Below are 20,314 nucleotides of genomic sequence, written 5' to 3'. Positions count from 1 at the left end.
TGATATAATAGTAGATAGGTCTAAGGACCATTAGAATGTAGGAGAATAGAATGGCGAAAAAACCAAAAAAATTAGATGAAATTTCAAAAAAATTCGGGGCTGAACGTGAAAAAGCCTTGAATGACGCTCTTAAATTGATTGAGAAAGACTTTGGTAAGGGTTCAATCATGCGTTTGGGTGAACGGGCAGAGCAAAAGGTGCAAGTGATGAGCTCCGGTTCCTTGGCTCTTGATATTGCCCTTGGTTCAGGTGGTTATCCTAAGGGACGTATCATCGAAATCTATGGACCAGAGTCATCTGGTAAGACAACAGTTGCCCTTCATGCAGTTGCGCAAGCGCAAAAAGAAGGTGGGATTGCTGCCTTTATTGATGCGGAGCATGCTCTTGATCCAGCTTATGCTGCGGCCCTTGGGGTCAACATTGATGAGTTGCTCTTGTCACAACCAGACTCAGGAGAGCAAGGTCTTGAGATCGCAGGAAAATTGATTGATTCAGGTGCTGTAGATCTTGTCGTGGTCGACTCAGTTGCTGCCCTTGTCCCTCGTGCGGAAATTGATGGAGATATCGGAGATAGCCACGTTGGTTTGCAGGCTCGTATGATGAGCCAGGCTATGCGTAAGCTTGGTGCTTCTATCAATAAAACCAAAACAATTGCCATCTTTATCAACCAATTGCGTGAAAAAGTTGGGGTCATGTTTGGAAATCCAGAAACAACTCCTGGTGGACGTGCTCTGAAATTTTACGCATCAGTCCGTTTGGATGTTCGTGGAAGCACACAAATCAAGGGAACTGGTGACCAAAAAGATACCAATGTGGGTAAAGAAACTAAAATCAAGGTCGTGAAAAACAAGGTGGCTCCACCATTTAAGGAAGCCTTCGTTGAAATCATGTACGGAGAAGGGATTTCTAAGACTGGTGAGCTTTTGAAGATTGCAAGTGATTTGGATATCATCAAAAAAGCAGGAGCTTGGTACTCTTACAAGGATGAGAAAATCGGGCAAGGTTCTGAAAATGCTAAGAAATACTTGGCAGATAACTCAGAAGTCTTTGATGAGATTGACCATCAAGTCCGTGTTCAATTTGGTTTGATTGATGGAGAGGAAGCTTCTGTAGAAGGCGTTGAAACTAAAAAAGATGAAGCAGTTCAAGCAGATTCTGTGAATGAAGAAGTAACTCTTGACCTAGGCGACGAACTTGAAATCGAAATTGAAGAATAAGGTGTCAAAGTAGTGGAGAACATCCGCTGCTTTTTTGGTTTTTGATTCAAGTTTTTAGATCATCTATAGTTTGCTGTTTCTTGTCGCTCCTCTAGAAAGCTGATATAATAGCCTTATGAATAAAAAACGAACAGTGGACCTGATACATGGTCCGATTCTTCCCTCGCTCTTAAGCTTCGCCTTCCCAATCTTGCTATCAAATATTTTTCAACAGCTCTATAATACTGCTGATGTCTTGATTGTTGGACGATTTCTTGGTCAAGAATCCTTGGCTGCAGTAGGAGCGACGACAGCGATTTTTGACCTGATTGTAGGTTTTACTCTTGGTGTTGGCAATGGCATGGGAATTGTCATTGCCCGCTATTATGGAGCTCGGAATTTCACTAAAATCAAGGAGGCAGTAGCAGCCACCTGGATTTTAGGTGCTCTTTTGAGTATTGTAGTGATGCTGCTGGGCTTTCTTGGTTTGTATCCTCTCTTGCAATACCTAGATACTCCTGCAGAAATCCTTCCTCAGTCTTATCAATATATTTCTATGATTGTAACCTGTGTTGGTGTCAGCTTTGCTTATAATCTTTTTGCAGGCTTGTTGCGGTCTATTGGGGACAGTCTGGCTGCGCTTGGTTTTTTGATTTTCTCTGCTCTGGTCAATGTGGTTCTGGATCTCTATTTTATTACGCAATTGCATCTTGGAGTTCAATCGGCGGGACTTGCTACCATCATTTCGCAGGGTTTATCAGCGGTTCTTTGCTTTTATTATATCCGTAAGAGTGTGCCTGAGCTACTCCCTCAACTCAAGCATTTCAAATGGGACAAGGCCTTATACGCCGATCTCTTGGAGCAAGGTTTGGCTATGGGCTTGATGAGTTCAATTGTGTCCATTGGTAGTGTGATTTTACAGTCTTCTGTTAATACCTTTGGAGCCGTGATTATTAGTGCTCAAACAGCAGCTCGACGCATTATGGCCTTCGCCCTTCTTCCCATGACCGCTATTTCCGCTTCGATGACGACCTTTGCTTCGCAGAATTTAGGTGCTAAGAGCCCAGACCGCATTGTCCAAGGTCTTAGAATCGGCAGTCGTTTAAGTATATCCTGGGCAGTTTTTGTTTGTATCTTCCTCTTTTTTGCCAGTCCAGCCTTGGTTTCCTTCTTAGCTAGTTCGACGGATAGCTACTTGGTAGGAAATGGCAGTCTCTATCTGCAAATCAGCTCAGCTTTTTATCCTATTTTGAGTCTCTTGTTAATTTATCGCAATTGTTTGCAGGGCTTGGGGCAAAAAATCCTTCCTCTGGTTTCTAGCTTTATCGAACTAATTGGGAAAATTGCTTTTGTGTGCTTGATTATCCCTTGGGCGGGCTATAAGGGAGTTATCCTTTGCGAACCCCTTATCTGGGTTGCCATGACTATCCAACTGTATTTCTCACTGTTTCGTCACCCCTTGATAAAAGAAGGTAAGGCCATCTTGGCAACAAAAGTGTCATCATAGCTCGATTTGCTGAATAAAATCCATTTCCTCTAGTGAAAATCGAAAAAACTTGTGTTATAATAAGAAAGATTAAAATGTGAAAAAAGGAGATTCCTAATGGGACGTAAATGGGCCAATATCGTAGCCAAGAAAACGGCTAAAGATGGAGCTAACTCTAAAGTATATGCAAAATTTGGTGTAGAAATCTATGTAGCAGCTAAAAAAGGTGATCCAGATCCAGAATCAAACTCAGCTTTGAAATTCGTTATCGACCGTGCTAAACAAGCCCAAGTGCCAAAACACGTTATCGATAAAGCTTTGGACAAGGCTAAAGGAAACACAGACGAAACCTTTACAGAAGGACGTTACGAAGGTTTTGGACCAAATGGTTCTATGCTGATTGTTGATACTTTGACTTCAAACGTTAACCGTACAGCGGCTAATGTCCGTGCAGCCTTTGGTAAAAACGGCGGAAACATGGGTGCTTCAGGTTCGGTTTCTTATCTCTTCGACAACAAGGGTGTTATCGTATTTGCAGGTGAAGATGCCGATGCAGTCTTTGAGCAATTGCTTGAAGCAGATGTGGATGTGGATGATGTAGAAGCAGAAGAAGGTACAATCACAGTTTACACAGCTCCAACTGACCTTCACAAGGCTATCGTTGCCCTTCGTGAGTCAGGTATTGAAGAATTCCAAGTGACCGAATTGGAAATGATTCCTCAGTCAGAAGTGGAATTGTCAGGCGATGACCTTGAAACCTTTGAAAAACTTTACAGCGTTCTTGAAGACGACGAAGACGTACAAAAGATCTACACAAACGTAGACGGATTCTAATTTAACCTAGTGAACATGATCCTAAGTGAAAAAATCACTTGGGATTTTTTGAATCAAGAAAAATAGTTCTCTAGGAAACTTTTTCTTGACATCCCTTTTCAAAGTGGTAAAATAGTTCTCATGGAAACTTGTTTAGTTCCTAGGAGAACTAAATGTGATAGTTAGAAAGGAGTTAGTATGGATAAACCGATGTTAGTTTTAAAACGTTTCGGCCACCAGGTACATCTGATGGTACAAAAGGAAGCCAAACGTTGTGGTATTGAATTTATGGGTGGACCTCAAGGACAAGTTCTGCGTTTTTTAGGTTGGCGTGAGCATGAACAAGAATTAACGCTCATCAAGGATATTGAACAAGAACTCAATATTACCAAGTCTGTTGCTAGTAATCTAGTCAAGCGTATGGTGCAAAATGGTTTGGTGGAATTGGAAGCGAGTTCTAGCGATAAGCGGGCTAAGTTTGTTCGTCTGACGGACAAATCGCGTTCTCAAATGAAGCAGGTTAAAGCCTTCTTTGAACGCATTGACAACCAGTTGATGGCAGACATTGATGAAGATGAATTACTGATTTTTGAGAAAGTTCTCGGTCAACTACAGGCAAATATCAAGGGAATAGGAGGAGAGAATGAAGAAATTAGCCAAACGAATTAGTAGGAAAGAATGGGGGATGATTTTACTAGCCATTCTCTTTACCTGCTTTTCGGTCTATCTAGAGTTAGAAGTGCCGACCTATATCTCGAAAATTACGAATTTACTAGGAAGTCAAAGAACCAACTTGGATGAGTTATGGCAACCAGCAGGTATGATGGTGGGAATGTCCTTTCTAGCCTTCTTATCCGCAGTTGCAGTTGGATTTTTTTCGTCCAGAGTGGCCGCTTCTTATACTAGTAGGCTGAGAAGTGATATTTTTAACCGAGTTTTGGATTACTCGCAGACAGAGATTAAGAAATTCTCTATTCCCAGTCTTTTAACTCGTACTACCAATGACATTACTCAAGTTCAAATGTTGATTACCATGGGCTTGCAAGTAGTTACGCGTGGTCCGATTATGGCTATCTGGGCTATCGGGAAGATTTTAGGCCATTCAGAATACTGGCTCTGGGCCGTACTTGTGGCAGTGATTGTCAACGTCCTGATGACGACTGTTTTGATGACGCTAGCCTTTCCAAAACAGTCCTTGATTCAGGGGTTGACAGATAAACTGAACAGTATCACTCGTGAGAGTTTAACAGGTATTCGCGTCGTTCGTGCCTACAATGCAGAGGATTACCAAAATGAAAAATTTGCAGCAGCAAATGATGAATTGACACGCTTGAATTTGTTTGTCAACCGTCTCATGGCCATTTTGAATCCTATCATGATGGGAATTTCAAGTGGTTTGAGTGTGGCGATATACTGGATTGGAGCCTATGTAATCAACGATGCTGCTCCGACGGCGCGCCTGCCTCTCTTTAGTGATATGGTTGTTTTCATGTCTTATGCCATGCAGGTTGTCATGGGCTTCCTTCTCATGGGGGCGCTCTTCATCGTTCTTCCCCGAACCATGGTCTCTGCCAAGCGGATTAACCAGGTTCTAGATTTACATTCTTCTATCCAAAATCCTGCTCAAGCGCAGCTGGCTGATGAAAATCTCAAAGGTCAGGTCGAGTTTAAGGATGTGACCTTCCGCTATGCGGCAAATTCGGAGGCGGTTATCGAGCATGTCAGCTTTAAAGCAGAAGCTGGTCAAACAGTGGCCTTTATTGGGTCAACAGGTTCTGGTAAATCAACTCTGGTCAATCTGATTCCACGTTTCTACGATGTGTCAGAAGGAGAAATTCTGGTGGATGGTGTCAATGTTCAAGACTATGACTTGAAAGATTTGCGCAACAAGGTTGGTTATATTCCTCAGAAAGCGGTTCTCTTTTCAGGTGATGTTAAGGGCAATTTGGACTTTGGACACAGTCAAGAAACACCACTTAGTGAACAGGCTATGTGGCAGGCTTTGGAGTTGGCCCAGTCTAAGAACTTTATCGAAGACAAGGAAGCGGGCTTATCGTCAGAAGTGGCCCAAGGAGGAACCAACTTCTCAGGTGGTCAAAGACAGCGTCTGGCCATTGCGCGTGCCTTGGCTCGGAAGCCAGAAATCCTCATCTTTGATGACTCCTTCTCAGCTTTGGACTACAAGACAGACCGTGTCCTACGCCAAGAGCTAGCAGAGAAAACCAAGTCTATGACCAAGCTTATCGTTGCACAGCGTATTTCAACGATTATGGATGCAGATTTGATTTTGGTCTTGGATCAAGGAAAAGTCGTGGGACAAGGCACCCACAAGGAACTTCTAGCTAATAACGAAGTTTACCAAGAAATTGCCTATTCACAACTATCGAAGGAGGAATTGGAACATGGAAAATAAGAAAATGTCTCTCTGGAAACAGAGTAAACCCTATCTTGCAGGTCTCCAGTTTGCCCTTCTGATAGCCTTTCTAGCAACAATCTTATCCAATATCATTACTGTATATGGTCCAACCCGCATCAAGGAAATGACCAATATCATTGCCAGTGGTTTGGAAACAAGTGTGGATGTCGCGGCGGTTGCAGCTATTGGTGGTTTTTTGGCCGTCATCTATGTGATTGGACTTTTATCAAATTATTTGCAGGCCTTTCTGTTTACAACAGCTATTCAACGTTTTTCAGAGCGTTTGAGAAGAGCTATTGCAGAGAAAATCAATCGCCTTCCATTAGGATATTTTGATGGGCATTCTCAAGGAGATACCTTGTCTCGTGTGACTAATGACGTTGACACTGCAGCCCAATCCCTCAATCAAAGTCTAGGAACAGTTCTTTCATCTAGCTTACTGGTCGTGGCTGTCTTAGTAACCATGTTTGGTATGAACTGGATTTTAGCTTTGGTGACGGTTGTTTCAACTCTTATTGGTTTTGCTTTCGTGTCTGTCTTTATGGGCAAATCACAGGGATTCTTTAAAAGTCAGCAACAGGATTTGGCAGCTGTCAATGGTTATGTGGAAGAAATGTACTCTGGTCATAATGTGGTGACCAGCTACAATGCTATCGAGAGCACGAAAGAAGAGTTTGCGAAATTAAACCATCGTCTGTATGACAGTATCTGGAAATCTCAGTTTATTTCAGGGATTATGATGCCGATTATGATGTTTATTGGGAACTTTAGCTATGCCTTGGTGATTATTGTTGGTGCAGCTTTGGCTCTGAATGGGCAGATTAGTATCGGGATTATCGTTGCCTTTATGGCCTACGTTCGTATCTTTTCTCAGCCCCTTTCCCAAATTGCTCAAGGGATTACCAGTCTTCAGCAAACTAGCGCAGCCATGGGACGTGTCTTCGAATTCTTAGGTGAAGAGGAAATGGAAGATGAATCTCATAAAGAAAGACAGCTGAGCGATATGAAAGGGCAAGTGGTCTTTGATCGAGTTTCCTTTGGTTATACACCAGAGCGAACCATCATTAATGACTTTTCTGCGACTGCTCATGCAGGTCAAAAGGTTGCCATTGTCGGACCGACCGGAGCTGGTAAGACAACCATTGTCAATCTTTTGATGAAGTTCTATGAGATTGATAAGGGAAACATCCGTATCGATGGTGTGGATACCAAGGAGATGAAGCGTTCGGAAGTACATGATGCCTTTTCAATGGTCTTGCAGGACACTTGGCTCTTTGAAGGCACTATCCGAGACAATCTTATCTATAACCAAAAGGATATTAGCGATGAGCGCGTGATTGAAGCCAGCAAGGCTGTAGGGATTCATCACTTTATTATGACCCTCCCAGATGGTTACGATACCGTCTTGGACGATACAGTGACCTTGTCTGTCGGACAAAAGCAACTCTTGACCATTGCTCGCGCTTTGCTGAAAGATGCACCACTCCTAATCCTAGATGAAGCGACCTCTTCGGTTGATACACGGACGGAAGAATTAATCCAGAAAGCCATGGACCGTTTGATGGAGGGAAGAACTTCCTTTGTCATCGCCCACCGCTTGTCTACTATCCGAAATGCTGATCTTATTCTGGTTATGAAAGATGGAAATATCATCGAGCAAGGAAATCATGATGAGCTGATGGCGCAAGCTGGTTTCTACGCTGACCTCTACAACAGTCAATTTACAGAAGACGAAGCAGAAGAATAAATCGAAAGAAGGCTTGACGGCCTTCTTTTTCTGCACTATACTAGAAGACAAGTGCTTCCCTGTAAGCAAAATTTGAGTAAGTGATGAGAAAATATATGAAAAATTATCAAGAATGGTATGACTACATTGCTGCTAACATTGAAAATAGGCCCTTTCTTCTGAGCTTGTTAAGAACTTTCAATCGCTTTATGACGGTAGTTATGCCTATAATTTATCTAACCTTGTTAGCAACTGTCTATCTCCAACAAGGACTTGAGAAACAGGTCTGGATCTATGTGTTTGTCCCTGCATCAGGCTTTGTTATTTTGTCCCTTCTTCGTAAGAAAATCAATACTCCTAGGCCTTATGAGGAATGGGATATTAAACCCTTGCTTGACAGAGATAGTCCTGGTCAGTCTATGCCCAGCCGTCATGTCTTTTCAGCAACCATTATCTCCATGGCTTGCTTACATGCTAGTTTATCTGTAGGGGTTATCTTGTTGGTCTTGTCAGCCCTCCTCGGCCTTGTGCGAGTTCTAGGTGGCGTGCATTATCCCAAGGATGTAGTGGTTGGCTATATGTGTGCTCTTGTGTGGGGGGTGATTTTCTTTCTATGTTGACCTGTAAGTTAGGGTAGCCTTACAACCACTTACGGGTCTAAAGTAACCACTTGCTTTTTTGCTCTTGTTTTCTTATTTTAGCTTTGATATAGTAGAGTCAGAAAGGAGATGGAATGAAGTTACGAATCGAAATTGACAGCAATTTAGAGGAAACTGAAATTGTCATCAAGGCAGCGGCTTTGACAGATGAGATTGCGGATTTACAGCGGCTCTTGCAAGAATCCAAGTCTCCTCGGTTGATTTTTTATAAGGGAACAGGTGAATATTATCTGGATTTGTCGGAAATTCTCTTCTTTGAGACGGAAGGTAGCAAGATTTATGCCCATACCCAGAAAGATGCCTACGAAGTTCGGCTCAAACTCTATGAGTTAGAGTCGATCCTGCCTCGCTATTTTAGTCGAGTATCCAAGTCAACTATCGCAAATATCCGTCAGGTTTACTCGGTGGACAAGTCCTTTTCAGGAACGGGCACCATTTCCTTTTATCAGACCCATAAGGAGGTTCATGTCTCACGACATTACCAATCCCTCCTAAAAGAAAATCTAAGAAACATGAGGTAAGAACATGAAAAAGAAAGCATTTGGTATTGTGTTGCTAGTATTGGCAGCTTTAATATTATTACAAGGAAATTTTGGAATCCCTTCATTCGGTGGGCAAATTTGGCCCTTGCTTGGTATTGCATTTTTTGCCTATCAATCAGTTGGAGCTTTGTTGCGTCGTCACTTAACTTCAGCCTCTTTTACAGCTCTAGTAGCCTTAATGATTGCTAACCACTTTTATGGCATTTTACCAATTCCTAATCAGTCATTGTTCTGGGCAAGTATTTTAATCGTAATGGGTGTCAGCGCACTCACTCATTCTAACAGAACTTGGAATGGGAAAAAATGGTGGTATGATGGTAAAAAGACCATTCTTACAGATAAGGAAGTTGCTTTTGGGACTGGGACTTTCTACAAGCAAAATCAAGAATTGGTAGACGACCAAGTAGAAGTTGGTTTTGGAAATGCCAAAATCTATTATGACAATGCAGAGATTTTAGGAGATAGCGCAACTCTGAAAGTGGAAGTCGGTTTTGGGAATGCAGTTATCTATGTTCCTAAACATTGGGGAGTTGATTTAAAGGTAGAAACTTTCTGTGGCGTAGCCAAGGCAGATACTCCTTTAGCGCCAACCAGCAAAACCTTGATTATCCGTGGAGATGTGGCTTTTGGGAAATTAGGAGTTGTTTACGTCAAATAAAAAAATCTTCCAATTCTCTTGCAAAAATGAAGAAAGTGTGATAACATAGTACGGTATGTGGTGCTAGCACATCCGCTATATTAGATCTAATAGGAGGAAAATACAATGGCTAAAGTATGTTACTTTACAGGTCGTAAGACTGTATCTGGAAACAACCGTTCACACGCGATGAACCAAACAAAACGTGCCGTAAAACCAAACCTTCAAAAAGTTACTGTTCTTATCGATGGTAAACCTAAAAAAGTTTGGGCTTCAGCTCGTGCTTTGAAATCAGGTAAAGTTGAACGCGTTTAATAATAAAAGTAAGGAGACCTTAGGGTCTTTTTTCTTTTACTGTAGATATAAAATCATTTGAAAAATAGAGTAAATATCCGCTGATACAGTATTCTGCTTTTACACTTGGGCTGAAATATGATAAAATAGAGTATCAACTAGTTGAGGTAAAAAGGATGACTGTAAAAATTAATACAAAAGATGGTCAAATCGAACTAACAGATGAAGTGATTGCAACCGTCGTAGGTGGAGCAGCAACTGAGATTTTTGGTGTGGTCGGTATGGCTAGTAAAAATGCCCTCAAAGATAATTTCCAAGCCCTTCTAGGTAAGGAAAATTATTCTAAAGGTGTGGTCGTAAAGGCAGCCGAAGATGGCAGTATTGCAGTTGATGTATATACCGTGTTGAGCTACGGAACAAAGATTAGCGAAGTGTCAAAAAACATTCAAGAGCGTGTTCGTTTTAGTTTGGAAAACCAACTTGGAATTACTGCTCAGACTGTAAATGTCTACATTCAAAATATCAAAGTTGTAGGAGAATAACCGTGTCAAAAATTACTACTAGCTTATTTCAAGAAATGGTGCAGGCTGCATCAACTCGCTTGAATAAGCAAGCTGAATATGTCAATTCATTAAACGTCTTTCCAGTTCCAGATGGAGATACTGGAACAAACATGGGAATGACCATTGAAAATGGTGCTAAAGAAGTTGCAGATAAGCCAGCTTCTACAGTTGGCGAGGTAGCGAGCATTCTTGCCAAAGGTCTTTTGATGGGTGCGCGTGGAAACTCAGGAGTTATTACGTCTCAGCTTTTCCGTGGATTTTCACAAGCCATCAAGGATAAAGACGAGTTAACAGGTCAAGACTTGGCCCTTGCCTTCCAATCAGGTGTGGAAGTTGCTTATAAGGCAGTTATGAAACCAGTTGAAGGAACGATTTTGACAGTTTCTCGCGGTGCTGCTATCGGTGCTAAGAAAAAAGCTGAGCAAACAGATGACGCTGTTGAAGTCATGCGCGCAGCCTTGGAAGGTGCTAAAACAGCACTAGCTAAAACGCCAGACATGCTTCCAGTATTGAAAGAAGTTGGCGTTGTGGATTCAGGTGGTCAAGGACTGGTCTTCATCTACGAAGGTTTCCTTTCAGCCCTTACTGGTGAATATATTGCATCTGAGGACTTTGTAGCGACTCCTGCTAATATGAGTGAAATGATCAATGCAGAACACCACAAGTCAGTAGCTGGTCACGTAGCGACTGAGGACATCACCTTTGGTTACTGTACTGAAATCATGGTAGCTCTCAAGCAAGGTCCAACTTATGCCAAAGATTTTGACTACGACGAATTCCGTAACTACTTGAATGAACTCGGGGATTCTCTTCTTGTTGTCAATGATGATGAAATTGTCAAAGTCCATGTCCATACAGAAGATCCAGGACTGGTTATGCAAGAAGGTCTCAAATATGGTAGCTTGGTCAAGGTAAAAGTTGACAATATGCGGAACCAACACGAAGCACAGGTTGAGAAAGAAGCTGCTCAAGTTAGCAAGCCAGCTGAAGAAAAAGAGTATGCTTTGATTGCTGTAGTGGCTGGTAAAGGCCTAGCAGATATCTTCCGTTCCCAAGGTGTTGATTATGTTATCGAAGGCGGTCAAACCATGAATCCTTCAACAGAAGACTTTATCAAGGCTGTTGAACAGGTCAATGCTCGTAACATCATCTTCCTGCCAAATAACAAGAATATCTTCATGGCAGCTCAATCTGCAGCAGAAGTTTTGGAACAACCAGCAGTAGTGGTTGAAGCTCGTACTCTTCCTCAAGGATTGACTAGTCTTCTTGCCTTTGATCCAAGCAAGTCCATCGAAGAAAACCAAGAGCGTATGACAGCTGCTCTTAGCGATGTCGTTAGCGGAAGCGTCACAACAGCTGTGCGTGATACAACGATTGATGGCTTAGAAATCCATGAAAATGATAATCTTGGTATGGTGGATGGGAAAATTCTCGTGTCAAACCCTGACATGCACCAAACCTTGACTGAAACATTGAAACATATGTTGGATGAAGATAGTGAAATCGTAACATTCTATGTCGGTGAAGATGGAAGCGAAGAACTTGCCAATGAAATTGCTCAAGAAATCGTAGAAGAATTCGAAGACGTTGAAGTCGAGATTCACCAAGGAGAACAACCGGTTTACCCATACCTATTTAGTGTGGAATAAGATTAATGAAGGACTGAGAAATCAGTTCTTTTTTCTTTTTTAGTAAATGAAATCGGTATCTTTTTAATAAAAACAAAAATAACATTCATAAATAAACGTTAAAATAGAAAATTCAGAAAATTTCTTCTTTTGTCTTGAAAAATTTTGAAAAAATGGTATGATAGTAACAAGTTATTTTTAAGAGAAGAGAAAGGGGAACAATGGAGAAAATCAGTTTAGAATCTCCTAAGACGGGGTCGGACCTAGTTTTGGAAACACTTCGTGATTTAGGAATTGATACCATCTTTGGTTATCCTGGTGGTGCAGTCTTGCCTTTTTATGATGCGATATATAATTTTAAAGGCATTCGCCACATTCTAGGACGCCATGAGCAAGGTTGTCTGCATGAAGCTGAAGGTTATGCCAAATCAACTGGAAAGTTGGGTGTTGCCGTCGTCACTAGTGGACCAGGAGCAACAAATGCTATTACAGGGATTGCGGATGCCATGAGCGATAGTGTTCCCCTTTTGGTCTTTACAGGTCAGGTGGCGCGAGCGGGGATTGGGAAAGATGCCTTTCAGGAGGCAGACATTGTGGGAATTACCATGCCAATCACTAAGTACAATTACCAAGTTCGTGAGACAGCTGATATCCCTCGAATCATTACGGAAGCTGTCCATATCGCAACTACAGGTCGACCAGGGCCAGTTGTCATTGACCTACCTAAAGACGTATCTGCTTTAGAAACGGACTTCATCTATTCACCAGAAGTGAACCTACCAAGCTATCAACCGACTCTTGAGCCAAATGATATGCAAATCAAGAAAATCTTGAAGCAATTATCCAAGGCTAAAAAGCCAGTCTTGCTAGCTGGTGGTGGAATTAGTTATGCTGAAGCAGCTGCAGAATTAAATGAATTTGCAGAACGCTATCAGATTCCAGTGGTAACCAGTCTTTTGGGACAAGGTACGATTGCAACAACTCATCCACTCTTCCTTGGAATGGGAGGCATGCACGGATCATTCGCAGCTAATATTGCCATGACGGAAGCTGACTTTATGATTAGTATTGGTTGCCGTTTTGATGACCGCTTGACAGGGAATCCTAAGACCTTCGCTAAGAATGCTAAGGTTGCTCACATTGATATTGACCCAGCTGAGATTGGCAAGATTATCAGTGCGGATATTCCTGTAGTTGGAGACGCTAAGAAAGCCTTGCAAATGTTGCTGGCCGAACCAACAATTCATAATAATACTGAGAAATGGATTGAGAAAGTCACTAAAGACAAGAACCGTGTTCGTTCTTATGACAAGAAAGAGCGTGTGGTTCAACCACAAGCCGTTATTGAACGCATCGGTGAGTTGACGAATGGAGATGCTATTGTGGTAACAGACGTTGGTCAACACCAAATGTGGACAGCCCAGTATTATCCTTACCAAAATGAACGTCAGTTAGTGACTTCAGGTGGTTTGGGAACCATGGGATTCGGAATTCCAGCAGCAATTGGAGCTAAAATTGCTAACCCAGATAAGGAAGTAGTCTTGTTTGTTGGGGATGGCGGTTTCCAAATGACTAACCAAGAATTGGCTATTTTGAACATTTACAAGGTGCCAATCAAGGTGGTTATGCTGAACAACCACTCACTTGGAATGGTTCGCCAGTGGCAAGAATCCTTCTATGAAGGTAGAACATCAGAGTCAGTCTTTGATACCCTTCCAGATTTCCAACTGATGGCACAAGCTTATGGTATTAAAAACTATAAGTTTGACAATCCTGAGACCTTGGCTCAAGACCTTGAAGTTATCACTGAGAATGTTCCTATGCTAATCGAGGTAGATATTTCTCGTAAGGAACAGGTGTTACCAATGGTACCAGCTGGTAAGAGTAATCATGAGATGTTGGGGGTGAAGTTCCATGCGTAGAATGTTAACAGCAAAACTACAAAATCGATCAGGAGTCCTCAATCGCTTTACCGGTGTCCTGTCTCGCCGTCAGGTTAATATCGAAAGTATCTCTGTTGGAGCAACAGAAGATCCGAATGTATCGCGTATCACCATTATTATTGATGTAGCTTCACATGATGAAGTGGAGCAAATCATTAAACAACTCAATCGTCAGATTGATGTGATTCGCATTCGAGATATTACGGATAAACCACACTTGGAGCGCGAGGTGATTTTGGTTAAGATGTCAGCGCCAGCTGAGAAGCGAGCTGAGATTCTAGCGATTATTCAACCTTTCCGTGCAACGGTGGTAGACGTAGCACCAAGCTCAATTACTATTCAAATGACAGGAAATGCTGAAAAGAGTGAAGCTCTATTGCGAGTCATTCGACCATACGGTATTCGGAATATCGCTCGAACTGGTGCAACTGGATTTACCCGCGATTAAAAATCCAACTTAAATTTGTTAAACCAGCCTAAAAGGCAATAAATAATAGAAAAGAGAGAAAAAACTATGGCAGTTCAAATGGAATACGAAAAAGATGTTAAAGTAGCAGCACTTGACGGTAAAAAAATCGCCGTTATCGGTTATGGTTCACAAGGACATGCGCATGCTCAAAACTTGCGTGATTCAGGTCGCGACGTTATTATCGGTGTACGTCCAGGTAAATCTTTTGATAAAGCAAAAGAAGATGGATTTGACACTTATACAGTAGCAGAAGCAACTAAATTGGCTGATGTTATCATGATTTTGGCACCAGACGAAATCCAACAAGAATTGTACGAAGCAGAAATCGCTCCAAACTTGGAAGCTGGAAATGCAGTTGGATTTGCTCATGGTTTCAACATCCACTTTGAATTTATCAAAGTTCCTGCAGATGTAGATGTCTTTATGTGTGCTCCTAAAGGACCAGGACACTTGGTACGTCGTACTTATGAAGAAGGATTTGGTGTTCCAGCTCTTTACGCAGTATACCAAGATGCAACAGGAAATGCTAAAAACATTGCTATGGACTGGTGTAAAGGTGTTGGAGCAGCTCGTGTAGGTCTTCTTGAAACAACTTACAAAGAAGAAACTGAAGAAGATTTGTTTGGTGAACAAGCTGTACTTTGCGGTGGTTTGACTGCCCTTATCGAAGCAGGTTTCGAAGTCTTGACAGAAGCAGGTTACGCTCCAGAATTGGCTTACTTTGAAGTTCTTCACGAAATGAAATTAATCGTTGACTTGATCTATGAAGGTGGATTCAAGAAAATGCGTCAATCAATTTCAAACACTGCTGAGTACGGTGACTATGTATCAGGTCCACGTGTAATTACTGAGCAAGTTAAAGAAAACATGAAAGCTGTCTTGGCAGACATCCAAAATGGTAAATTTGCAAATGGCTTTGTAAATGACTATAAAGCTGGACGTCCAAAATTGACTGCTTACCGTGAACAAGCAGCTAACCTTGAAATTGAAAAAGTTGGTGCAGAATTGCGTAAAGCAATGCCATTTGTTGGTAAAAATGACGATGATGCATTCAAAATCTATAACTAATTGATAGAGATTAAGGTGAAGGCGAGTTGGGGGACTAACTCGCTTTTATAATCAATTCATCTCTTTTTTAAGAGGATGAATTGTGATAGTATGAAATAGTCTAGGAGAAAAAGATGTTAAGTTCAAAAGATATCATCAAGGCTCACAAGGTCTTGAATGGTGTGGTCGTTAATACACCGCTTGATTATGACCATTATTTATCGGAGAAGTATGGTGCTAAGATTTATTTGAAAAAAGAAAATGCACAACGTGTTCGTTCTTTTAAGATCCGTGGTGCCTATTATGCCATTTCCCAGCTCAGCAAGGAAGAACGTGAGCGTGGGGTAGTCTGTGCTTCTGCGGGAAATCATGCGCAGGGAGTTGCCTATACTTGTAATGAAATGAAGATTCCTGCTACTATCTTTATGCCCATTACTACTCCGCAACAAAAGATTGGTCAAGTTCGCTTTTTTGGTGGGGACTTCGTGACTATTAAATTAGTTGGAGATACCTTTGATGCCTCAGCCAAAGCAGCTCAAGAATTTACAGTTTCTGAAAATCGTACCTTTATTGATCCTTTTGATGATGCCCATGTTCAGGCAGGTCAAGGGACAGTTGCTTATGAGATTTTAGAAGAAGCTCGAAAAGAATCGATTGATTTTGATGCTGTCTTGGTTCCTGTTGGCGGCGGTGGTCTCATTGCTGGGGTTTCTACCTATATCAAGGAAACAAGTCCAGAGATTGAAGTCATTGGGGTAGAGGCTAATGGAGCGCGTTCCATGAAGGCTGCCTTTGAAGCAGGTGGACCTGTTAAACTCAAGGAAATTGACAAATTTGCGGATGGGATTGCTGTACAAAAGGTGGGACAGTTGACCTATGAAGCAACTCGTCAACATGTTCAAACCTTAGTAGGTGTCGATGAGGGGTTGATTTCTGAAACCTTGATTGACCTCTACTCTAAGCAAGGGATTGTTGCAGAACCTGCTGGAGCGGCTAGTATCGCCTCTTTAGAAGTTTTAGCTGAATATATCAAGGGGAAAACCATTTGTTGTATCATTTCTGGAGGAAATAATGATATCAACCGTATGCCAGAAATGGAAGAGCGTGCCTTGATTTATGATGGTATCAAGCATTATTTTGTGGTCAACTTCCCGCAGCGTCCAGGGGCTCTGCGTGAGTTTGTAAATGATATCCTGGGGCCAAATGATGATATTACACGTTTTGAGTATATCAAGCGAGCTAGCAAGGGTACAGGGCCTGTATTGATTGGGATTGCCTTAGCAGATAAGCATGATTATGCAGGCTTGATTCGTCGAATGGAAGGTTTTGATCCATCTTATATTAACTTAAATGGTAATGAAACGCTCTATAATATGCTTGTCTGAGGACTAATAAAAAAATATCATATTATTTGCACAATTGATGTATAGGTGCTATAATGAAGATGAAGAAAGGGGGCGATTCCTATGGACTTAGGAAATCGGTTACGCTATTTCTATCATAACTCATTATAGTACCTATGTTTTTTGATTCAGTTTATAGTAAGGGAGTAAAATTACTTGTTATATGTAAGGAGTTTTTTGAAATCTACTATTTTATATATAGCTAATCTGAAATTTGGCTAAATATAATAGGAATTAGAAAAAATAATCAATACTAATGAGAAGCCTTATACTGAGGTTACTGAGAAGAGTGACGGGATACTCGGAAGATGAAGACCGTAGAAAAATGAAACATAGAATACTACGGTTTCCTAGCTACTCGCTTTTTAATGGGTAGGAGAAATAAAAAGTAAACTTGATAAAGTAAATAAATAGTACAAGTTGACCAAATGATTGAATGCTGGTGCAGACATGAAAAAGTCTAAAAGGAGAAAAATACTCGTTAGAAATGGTTTAGAGCAGAAGATTATTTTGTCAAATTTTTTTGTTTTGCAGTGGAATAAATAATATGAAATAAGATTAGAATATGTCTAGATTATCGAGAATCAGCATCTGTCAAATATGAATATTATTACATAAATAAGATTTAATAATACAATTGTTTTAAAGAACTATAAAAATTGTTTTCGACAGTGAAAAACCTATATATTATAAGCTTTAATAAGATAGCAAGTAAAAATAAGGGCGTTTATTTTATTGAATATATGTTTTTTTATTGACAAAAAGCATAAAAGCGTATACAATTAAATATCGTAAATAAGAAAATAGGAGAAAGACATGGCTAAGTCAAACTTTGAAAAAGTAGAATCAGTTGTTGGCTGGGTTCGTGATAAGAAAATCACAGGCTACCGTATCTCTAAAGAAACGAATGCTCGTGAAATGTCTATCATTGCTCTAGCGCAGGGGCGTGCAAAAGTTAAAAATATTTCGTTTGAAACGGCTCTAGGTTTAATTGATTTCTATGATAAAAATCATGAAAAATTTGAAGATTAATCTTTGGATAATGGTGGATTCTTGAATAGGGTCTGCCTTTTCATTTTTTGGCTAGTAAAAAGACTGCACGGTTGATGCAGCCTTTTCTTTTTATTTGAGATAACGTTGAAGGAATTCTTTTGTACGGTCTTCTTTAGGATTAGTGAAGAGGTCTTCTGGTTTACCTTCTTCAGCGATTACACCCTTATCCATGAAGATAACACGGTGAGAGACATCACGGGCGAATTCCATTTCGTGGGTTACGACAATCATAGTCAAGCCTTCCTGAGCCAGATCTTGCATGATTTTGAGGACTTCCCCAACCATTTCTGGATCGAGAGCTGATGTTGGTTCATCAAAGAGAATGGCGTCCGGATTCATGGAGAGGGCACGAGCGATGGCCACACGTTGTTTTTGACCACCTGAGAGTTGTTTCGGTTTTGCTTGCCAGTAGCGTTCTCCCATGCCGACCTTTTCCAGGTTTTCTTTGGCAATCTTTTCAGCTTCTGTACGTTCGCGTTTAAGGACAGTCGTCTGAGCGACAATTGTGTTTTCAAGTACGTTGAGATTTTCAAAGAGGTTAAAGGATTGGAAAACCATTCCCAACTTTTCACGGTATTGCGTGAGGTCATAGCCTTTGTCGAGGACGTTTTGTCCATGATAAAGGATTTGTCCATCAGTTGGTGTTTCAAGTAGGTTAATAGAGCGTAGGAAGGTCGATTTTCCGCTTCCAGAGCTTCCGATGATAGAGATAACTTCACCCTTGTGGACAGTTAGAGAAATGTCTTTTAGCACTTCGTTTTGTCCATAGGATTTTTTGAGGTGTTTAATTTCAAGGATTGCTTGTGTCATTATTTCAAATCCTCCGTTTGCATTTGGTTAGCACCTGTAGTATAGGTATCCATGTCCATGCGGCGTTCGATGAATCGTAGGATACGTGTTACGGTGAAGGTGAGGACAAAGTAAATCACGGCGATGATTGTAAATGTCTGGAAGTATTGATAGGTTTGTGTTGCCACGGTATTTCCTGAGAAATAAAGTTCGACAACCGAGATAACGTTCAATACAGATGTATCTTTGATATTGATGACAAATTCATTACCAGTTGCTGGTAGGATGTTACGAACTACCTGAGGGAGGACAATCTTACGCATGGTTTGGTTATGGGTCATACCAAGAGCAGTCGCGGCTTCAAATTGTCCCTTGTCAACTGCTAGGATACCACCACGAACAATTTCAGTCATGTAGGCACCGGTGTTGATCGAAACGATGAAGATAGCAGCCAGTGTACGGTCAAGGTTGATACCGAAAGCTTGGGCAGTTCCATAGTAGATAACCATCGATTGAACAATCATAGGTGTACCACGGAAAATTTCAATGTAGACATTGAGGATCCAGCCGACTAGTTTTTGTAGACCATAAATGGCTTTATTCTCAGATAGAGGAGCAGTACGGAAGACACCAATGGCAAGGCCGATAATGAGACCTGTGATGGTTCCGACGATAGAGATTAAAAGAGTGACACCAGCACCACGCAAAAGTTGTTGCCAGTTTTCAGAAAGAATTTTAGCGACTTGGCTAAAGAAACTACTGCTAGTCTCTTCAGTTGTTGTAGCTTCGGCAGGTTGTTCCTTGATCATACGATCCATCAAGGCAACTTGATCGTCTTTTGAAATGGTTTCAATGCTGGCATTGATTTGGCTAATACGATTGTCATCTTTACGAAGTCCAATGGCAATAGCTGTATCTTCTTCTCCAGTTTTAAAACCTGGTTCTACTTGAACCATTTTAAACTTAGAGTTAGCAGCTTCGGCAGTCAGAGCTTCTGGGCGTTCAGAAACATAAGCATCGATGACACCGGCCTCAAGAGCTTGGCGCATTTGAGCGAAGTCTCCCATGGCTGTTTCTTTTTTAGCACCTGGGATTTGTGCAATCAAGTCATAAAGGTAGACACCTTGTTGAGAAGTGATTTTCGCACTGTTAAAGTCATCCAAAGATTTAGCACTTGCGTAGGCAGAATCTTTTTTGACAAGCAAAACTGGTTCGCTAGTGTAGTAACTGCTTGAAAAGGCAATTTCTTGTTTTCGTTCGGCAGTTGGACTCATACCTGCGATAATCATGTCAATCTTACCAGAAGTAAGGGCAGGGACTAGACCTTCCCACTTGGTTTTAACAACTAAAGGTTCTTTACCTAAGTCCGTAGCGATTTTCTTGGCGATTTGAACATCGTATCCATTAGCGTACTGGTTAGTTCCATCGATTTTGACAGCTCCATTGCTATCATCATCCTGAGTCCAGTTAAAGGGAGCATATGCTGCTTCCATCCCGATGCGTAAATATTCATCGGCTTGGGCAACATTGACAAGTCCCAGCATCAGCAAGAGACTTGTGAAAATAGATAAGTATATTTTTCTCATGATTTCTCCTATTTCTAATCTATTAAAAAATAACTGTCTCCTATTTTATCGAAAAAAACTCTAT

19 protein-coding genes are annotated in these 20,314 nt (G+C 41.2%); 17 read left to right on the top strand and 2 right to left on the bottom strand.

Annotated elements, in window-relative coordinates; translation table 11 throughout:
- Nucleotides 1-50: 50 nt before the first annotated feature.
- The 17 genes from recA to RYK12_RS05150 all read left to right on the top strand — a co-directional run bounded on the left by recA (nucleotide 51) and on the right by RYK12_RS05150 (nucleotide 17,854).
- Nucleotides 51-1,217, top strand: coding sequence for a recombinase RecA (gene recA, locus RYK12_RS05230; RefSeq protein ID WP_314847457.1), 1,167 nt, complete (start codon nucleotides 51-53; stop codon nucleotides 1,215-1,217).
- A gap of 115 nt (nucleotides 1,218-1,332) precedes the next feature.
- Nucleotides 1,333-2,703, top strand: a complete 1,371-nt coding sequence (locus tag RYK12_RS05225) for an MATE family efflux transporter (RefSeq protein ID WP_314847455.1) — start codon at nucleotides 1,333-1,335, stop codon at nucleotides 2,701-2,703.
- A 96-nt stretch (nucleotides 2,704-2,799) separates the two neighbouring features.
- A complete protein-coding gene (locus RYK12_RS05220; RefSeq protein WP_000532882.1) occupies nucleotides 2,800-3,516 on the top strand; it encodes a YebC/PmpR family DNA-binding transcriptional regulator in 717 nt (238 codons plus the stop codon).
- A 177-nt stretch (nucleotides 3,517-3,693) separates the two neighbouring features.
- A complete protein-coding gene (locus RYK12_RS05215) occupies nucleotides 3,694-4,164 on the top strand; it encodes a MarR family winged helix-turn-helix transcriptional regulator (protein ID WP_060627465.1) in 471 nt (156 codons plus the stop codon).
- On the top strand, nucleotides 4,139-5,908 hold the full coding sequence (locus tag RYK12_RS05210; protein WP_060627467.1) for an ABC transporter ATP-binding protein: 1,770 nt from the start codon (nucleotides 4,139-4,141) through the stop codon (nucleotides 5,906-5,908). The genes RYK12_RS05215 and RYK12_RS05210 overlap by 26 nt, the downstream gene beginning before the upstream one ends.
- Nucleotides 5,898-7,658 (top strand): ABC transporter ATP-binding protein, encoded by a 1,761-nt coding sequence (locus tag RYK12_RS05205; RefSeq protein WP_314847452.1) that lies wholly within the window; start codon nucleotides 5,898-5,900, stop codon nucleotides 7,656-7,658. Before RYK12_RS05210 ends, RYK12_RS05205 begins: the two co-directional genes overlap by 11 nt.
- Nucleotides 7,659-7,753: 95 nt before the next feature.
- Nucleotides 7,754-8,257: a phosphatase PAP2 family protein gene (locus tag RYK12_RS05200; protein ID WP_060627471.1), complete on the top strand. Its 504-nt coding sequence runs from the start codon at nucleotides 7,754-7,756 to the stop codon at nucleotides 8,255-8,257.
- 113 nt (nucleotides 8,258-8,370) lie between these two features.
- Nucleotides 8,371-8,817 carry a LytTR family DNA-binding domain-containing protein gene (locus RYK12_RS05195; protein ID WP_000776607.1) on the top strand — a complete coding sequence of 149 codons (447 nt, stop codon included), beginning with the start codon at nucleotides 8,371-8,373 and terminating at the stop codon, nucleotides 8,815-8,817.
- A 4-nt stretch (nucleotides 8,818-8,821) separates the two neighbouring features.
- Nucleotides 8,822-9,496 carry a LiaF transmembrane domain-containing protein gene (locus tag RYK12_RS05190; RefSeq protein WP_060627473.1) on the top strand — a complete coding sequence of 225 codons (675 nt, stop codon included), beginning with the start codon at nucleotides 8,822-8,824 and terminating at the stop codon, nucleotides 9,494-9,496.
- 105 nt (nucleotides 9,497-9,601) lie between these two features.
- A complete protein-coding gene (rpmB, locus tag RYK12_RS05185) occupies nucleotides 9,602-9,790 on the top strand; it encodes a 50S ribosomal protein L28 (RefSeq protein ID WP_001140948.1) in 189 nt (62 codons plus the stop codon).
- 155 nt (nucleotides 9,791-9,945) lie between these two features.
- Nucleotides 9,946-10,311 (top strand): Asp23/Gls24 family envelope stress response protein, encoded by a 366-nt coding sequence (locus RYK12_RS05180; RefSeq protein ID WP_000216437.1) that lies wholly within the window; start codon nucleotides 9,946-9,948, stop codon nucleotides 10,309-10,311.
- Nucleotides 10,312-10,313: 2 nt separating this feature from the next.
- The gene (locus RYK12_RS05175) at nucleotides 10,314-11,981 is read left to right on the top strand and encodes a DAK2 domain-containing protein (protein ID WP_084923273.1); all 1,668 of its coding nucleotides are present in this window, start codon (nucleotides 10,314-10,316) and stop codon (nucleotides 11,979-11,981) included.
- Nucleotides 11,982-12,181: 200 nt separating this feature from the next.
- Nucleotides 12,182-13,882, top strand: coding sequence for an acetolactate synthase large subunit (locus RYK12_RS05170; RefSeq protein ID WP_314847447.1), 1,701 nt, complete (start codon nucleotides 12,182-12,184; stop codon nucleotides 13,880-13,882).
- Nucleotides 13,875-14,351 carry an acetolactate synthase small subunit gene (ilvN, locus tag RYK12_RS05165; RefSeq protein ID WP_001253803.1) on the top strand — a complete coding sequence of 159 codons (477 nt, stop codon included), beginning with the start codon at nucleotides 13,875-13,877 and terminating at the stop codon, nucleotides 14,349-14,351. Before RYK12_RS05170 ends, ilvN begins: the two co-directional genes overlap by 8 nt.
- A gap of 66 nt (nucleotides 14,352-14,417) precedes the next feature.
- Entirely contained in the window at nucleotides 14,418-15,440 is a 1,023-nt protein-coding gene (gene ilvC / locus RYK12_RS05160; protein ID WP_314847441.1) for a ketol-acid reductoisomerase, read from the top strand.
- 113 nt (nucleotides 15,441-15,553) lie between these two features.
- Nucleotides 15,554-16,804 (top strand): threonine ammonia-lyase IlvA, encoded by a 1,251-nt coding sequence (ilvA, locus tag RYK12_RS05155; RefSeq protein ID WP_000952976.1) that lies wholly within the window; start codon nucleotides 15,554-15,556, stop codon nucleotides 16,802-16,804.
- Between the two features lie 834 nt (nucleotides 16,805-17,638).
- Nucleotides 17,639-17,854, top strand: a complete 216-nt coding sequence (locus tag RYK12_RS05150; RefSeq protein ID WP_001130035.1) for a hypothetical protein — start codon at nucleotides 17,639-17,641, stop codon at nucleotides 17,852-17,854.
- A 90-nt stretch (nucleotides 17,855-17,944) separates the two neighbouring features.
- On the opposite strand, the gene RYK12_RS05145 is transcribed toward RYK12_RS05150, so the two are convergent.
- Nucleotides 17,945-18,685 (bottom strand): amino acid ABC transporter ATP-binding protein, encoded by a 741-nt coding sequence (locus tag RYK12_RS05145; protein WP_261011323.1) that lies wholly within the window; start codon nucleotides 18,683-18,685, stop codon nucleotides 17,945-17,947.
- On the bottom strand, nucleotides 18,685-20,250 hold the full coding sequence (locus RYK12_RS05140) for an ABC transporter substrate-binding protein/permease (RefSeq protein WP_261030477.1): 1,566 nt from the start codon (nucleotides 20,248-20,250) through the stop codon (nucleotides 18,685-18,687). Before RYK12_RS05140 ends, RYK12_RS05145 begins: the two co-directional genes overlap by 1 nt.
- Nucleotides 20,251-20,314: the final 64 nt, after the last annotated feature.

Source organism: uncultured Streptococcus sp. (assembly GCF_963518475.1).
Lineage (GTDB): Bacteria > Bacillota > Bacilli > Lactobacillales > Streptococcaceae > Streptococcus.
The sequence above is the reverse complement of the archived record's forward strand: the minus strand, read 5'-3'. Positions and strand labels throughout refer to the sequence as shown.

Excerpts from the sequence above, each read along its gene's own strand:
- recA (WP_314847457.1), top strand. The coding sequence starts at position 51 with ATGGCGAAAAAACCAAAAAAATTAGATGAAATTTCAAAAAAATTCGGG.
- RYK12_RS05225 (WP_314847455.1), top strand. The coding sequence starts at position 1,333 with ATGAATAAAAAACGAACAGTGGACCTGATACATGGTCCGATTCTTCCC.
- RYK12_RS05220 (WP_000532882.1), top strand. The coding sequence starts at position 2,800 with ATGGGACGTAAATGGGCCAATATCGTAGCCAAGAAAACGGCTAAAGAT.
- RYK12_RS05215 (WP_060627465.1), top strand. The coding sequence starts at position 3,694 with ATGGATAAACCGATGTTAGTTTTAAAACGTTTCGGCCACCAGGTACAT.
- RYK12_RS05210 (WP_060627467.1), top strand. The coding sequence starts at position 4,139 with ATGAAGAAATTAGCCAAACGAATTAGTAGGAAAGAATGGGGGATGATT.
- RYK12_RS05205 (WP_314847452.1), top strand. The coding sequence starts at position 5,898 with ATGGAAAATAAGAAAATGTCTCTCTGGAAACAGAGTAAACCCTATCTT.
- RYK12_RS05200 (WP_060627471.1), top strand. The coding sequence starts at position 7,754 with ATGAAAAATTATCAAGAATGGTATGACTACATTGCTGCTAACATTGAA.
- RYK12_RS05195 (WP_000776607.1), top strand. The coding sequence starts at position 8,371 with ATGAAGTTACGAATCGAAATTGACAGCAATTTAGAGGAAACTGAAATT.
- RYK12_RS05190 (WP_060627473.1), top strand. The coding sequence starts at position 8,822 with ATGAAAAAGAAAGCATTTGGTATTGTGTTGCTAGTATTGGCAGCTTTA.
- rpmB (WP_001140948.1), top strand. The coding sequence starts at position 9,602 with ATGGCTAAAGTATGTTACTTTACAGGTCGTAAGACTGTATCTGGAAAC.
- RYK12_RS05180 (WP_000216437.1), top strand. The coding sequence starts at position 9,946 with ATGACTGTAAAAATTAATACAAAAGATGGTCAAATCGAACTAACAGAT.
- RYK12_RS05170 (WP_314847447.1), top strand. The coding sequence starts at position 12,182 with ATGGAGAAAATCAGTTTAGAATCTCCTAAGACGGGGTCGGACCTAGTT.
- ilvN (WP_001253803.1), top strand. The coding sequence starts at position 13,875 with ATGCGTAGAATGTTAACAGCAAAACTACAAAATCGATCAGGAGTCCTC.
- ilvC (WP_314847441.1), top strand. The coding sequence starts at position 14,418 with ATGGCAGTTCAAATGGAATACGAAAAAGATGTTAAAGTAGCAGCACTT.
- ilvA (WP_000952976.1), top strand. The coding sequence starts at position 15,554 with ATGTTAAGTTCAAAAGATATCATCAAGGCTCACAAGGTCTTGAATGGT.
- RYK12_RS05150 (WP_001130035.1), top strand. The coding sequence starts at position 17,639 with ATGGCTAAGTCAAACTTTGAAAAAGTAGAATCAGTTGTTGGCTGGGTT.
- RYK12_RS05145 (WP_261011323.1), bottom strand. The coding sequence starts at position 18,685 with ATGACACAAGCAATCCTTGAAATTAAACACCTCAAAAAATCCTATGGA.
- RYK12_RS05140 (WP_261030477.1), bottom strand. The coding sequence starts at position 20,250 with ATGAGAAAAATATACTTATCTATTTTCACAAGTCTCTTGCTGATGCTG.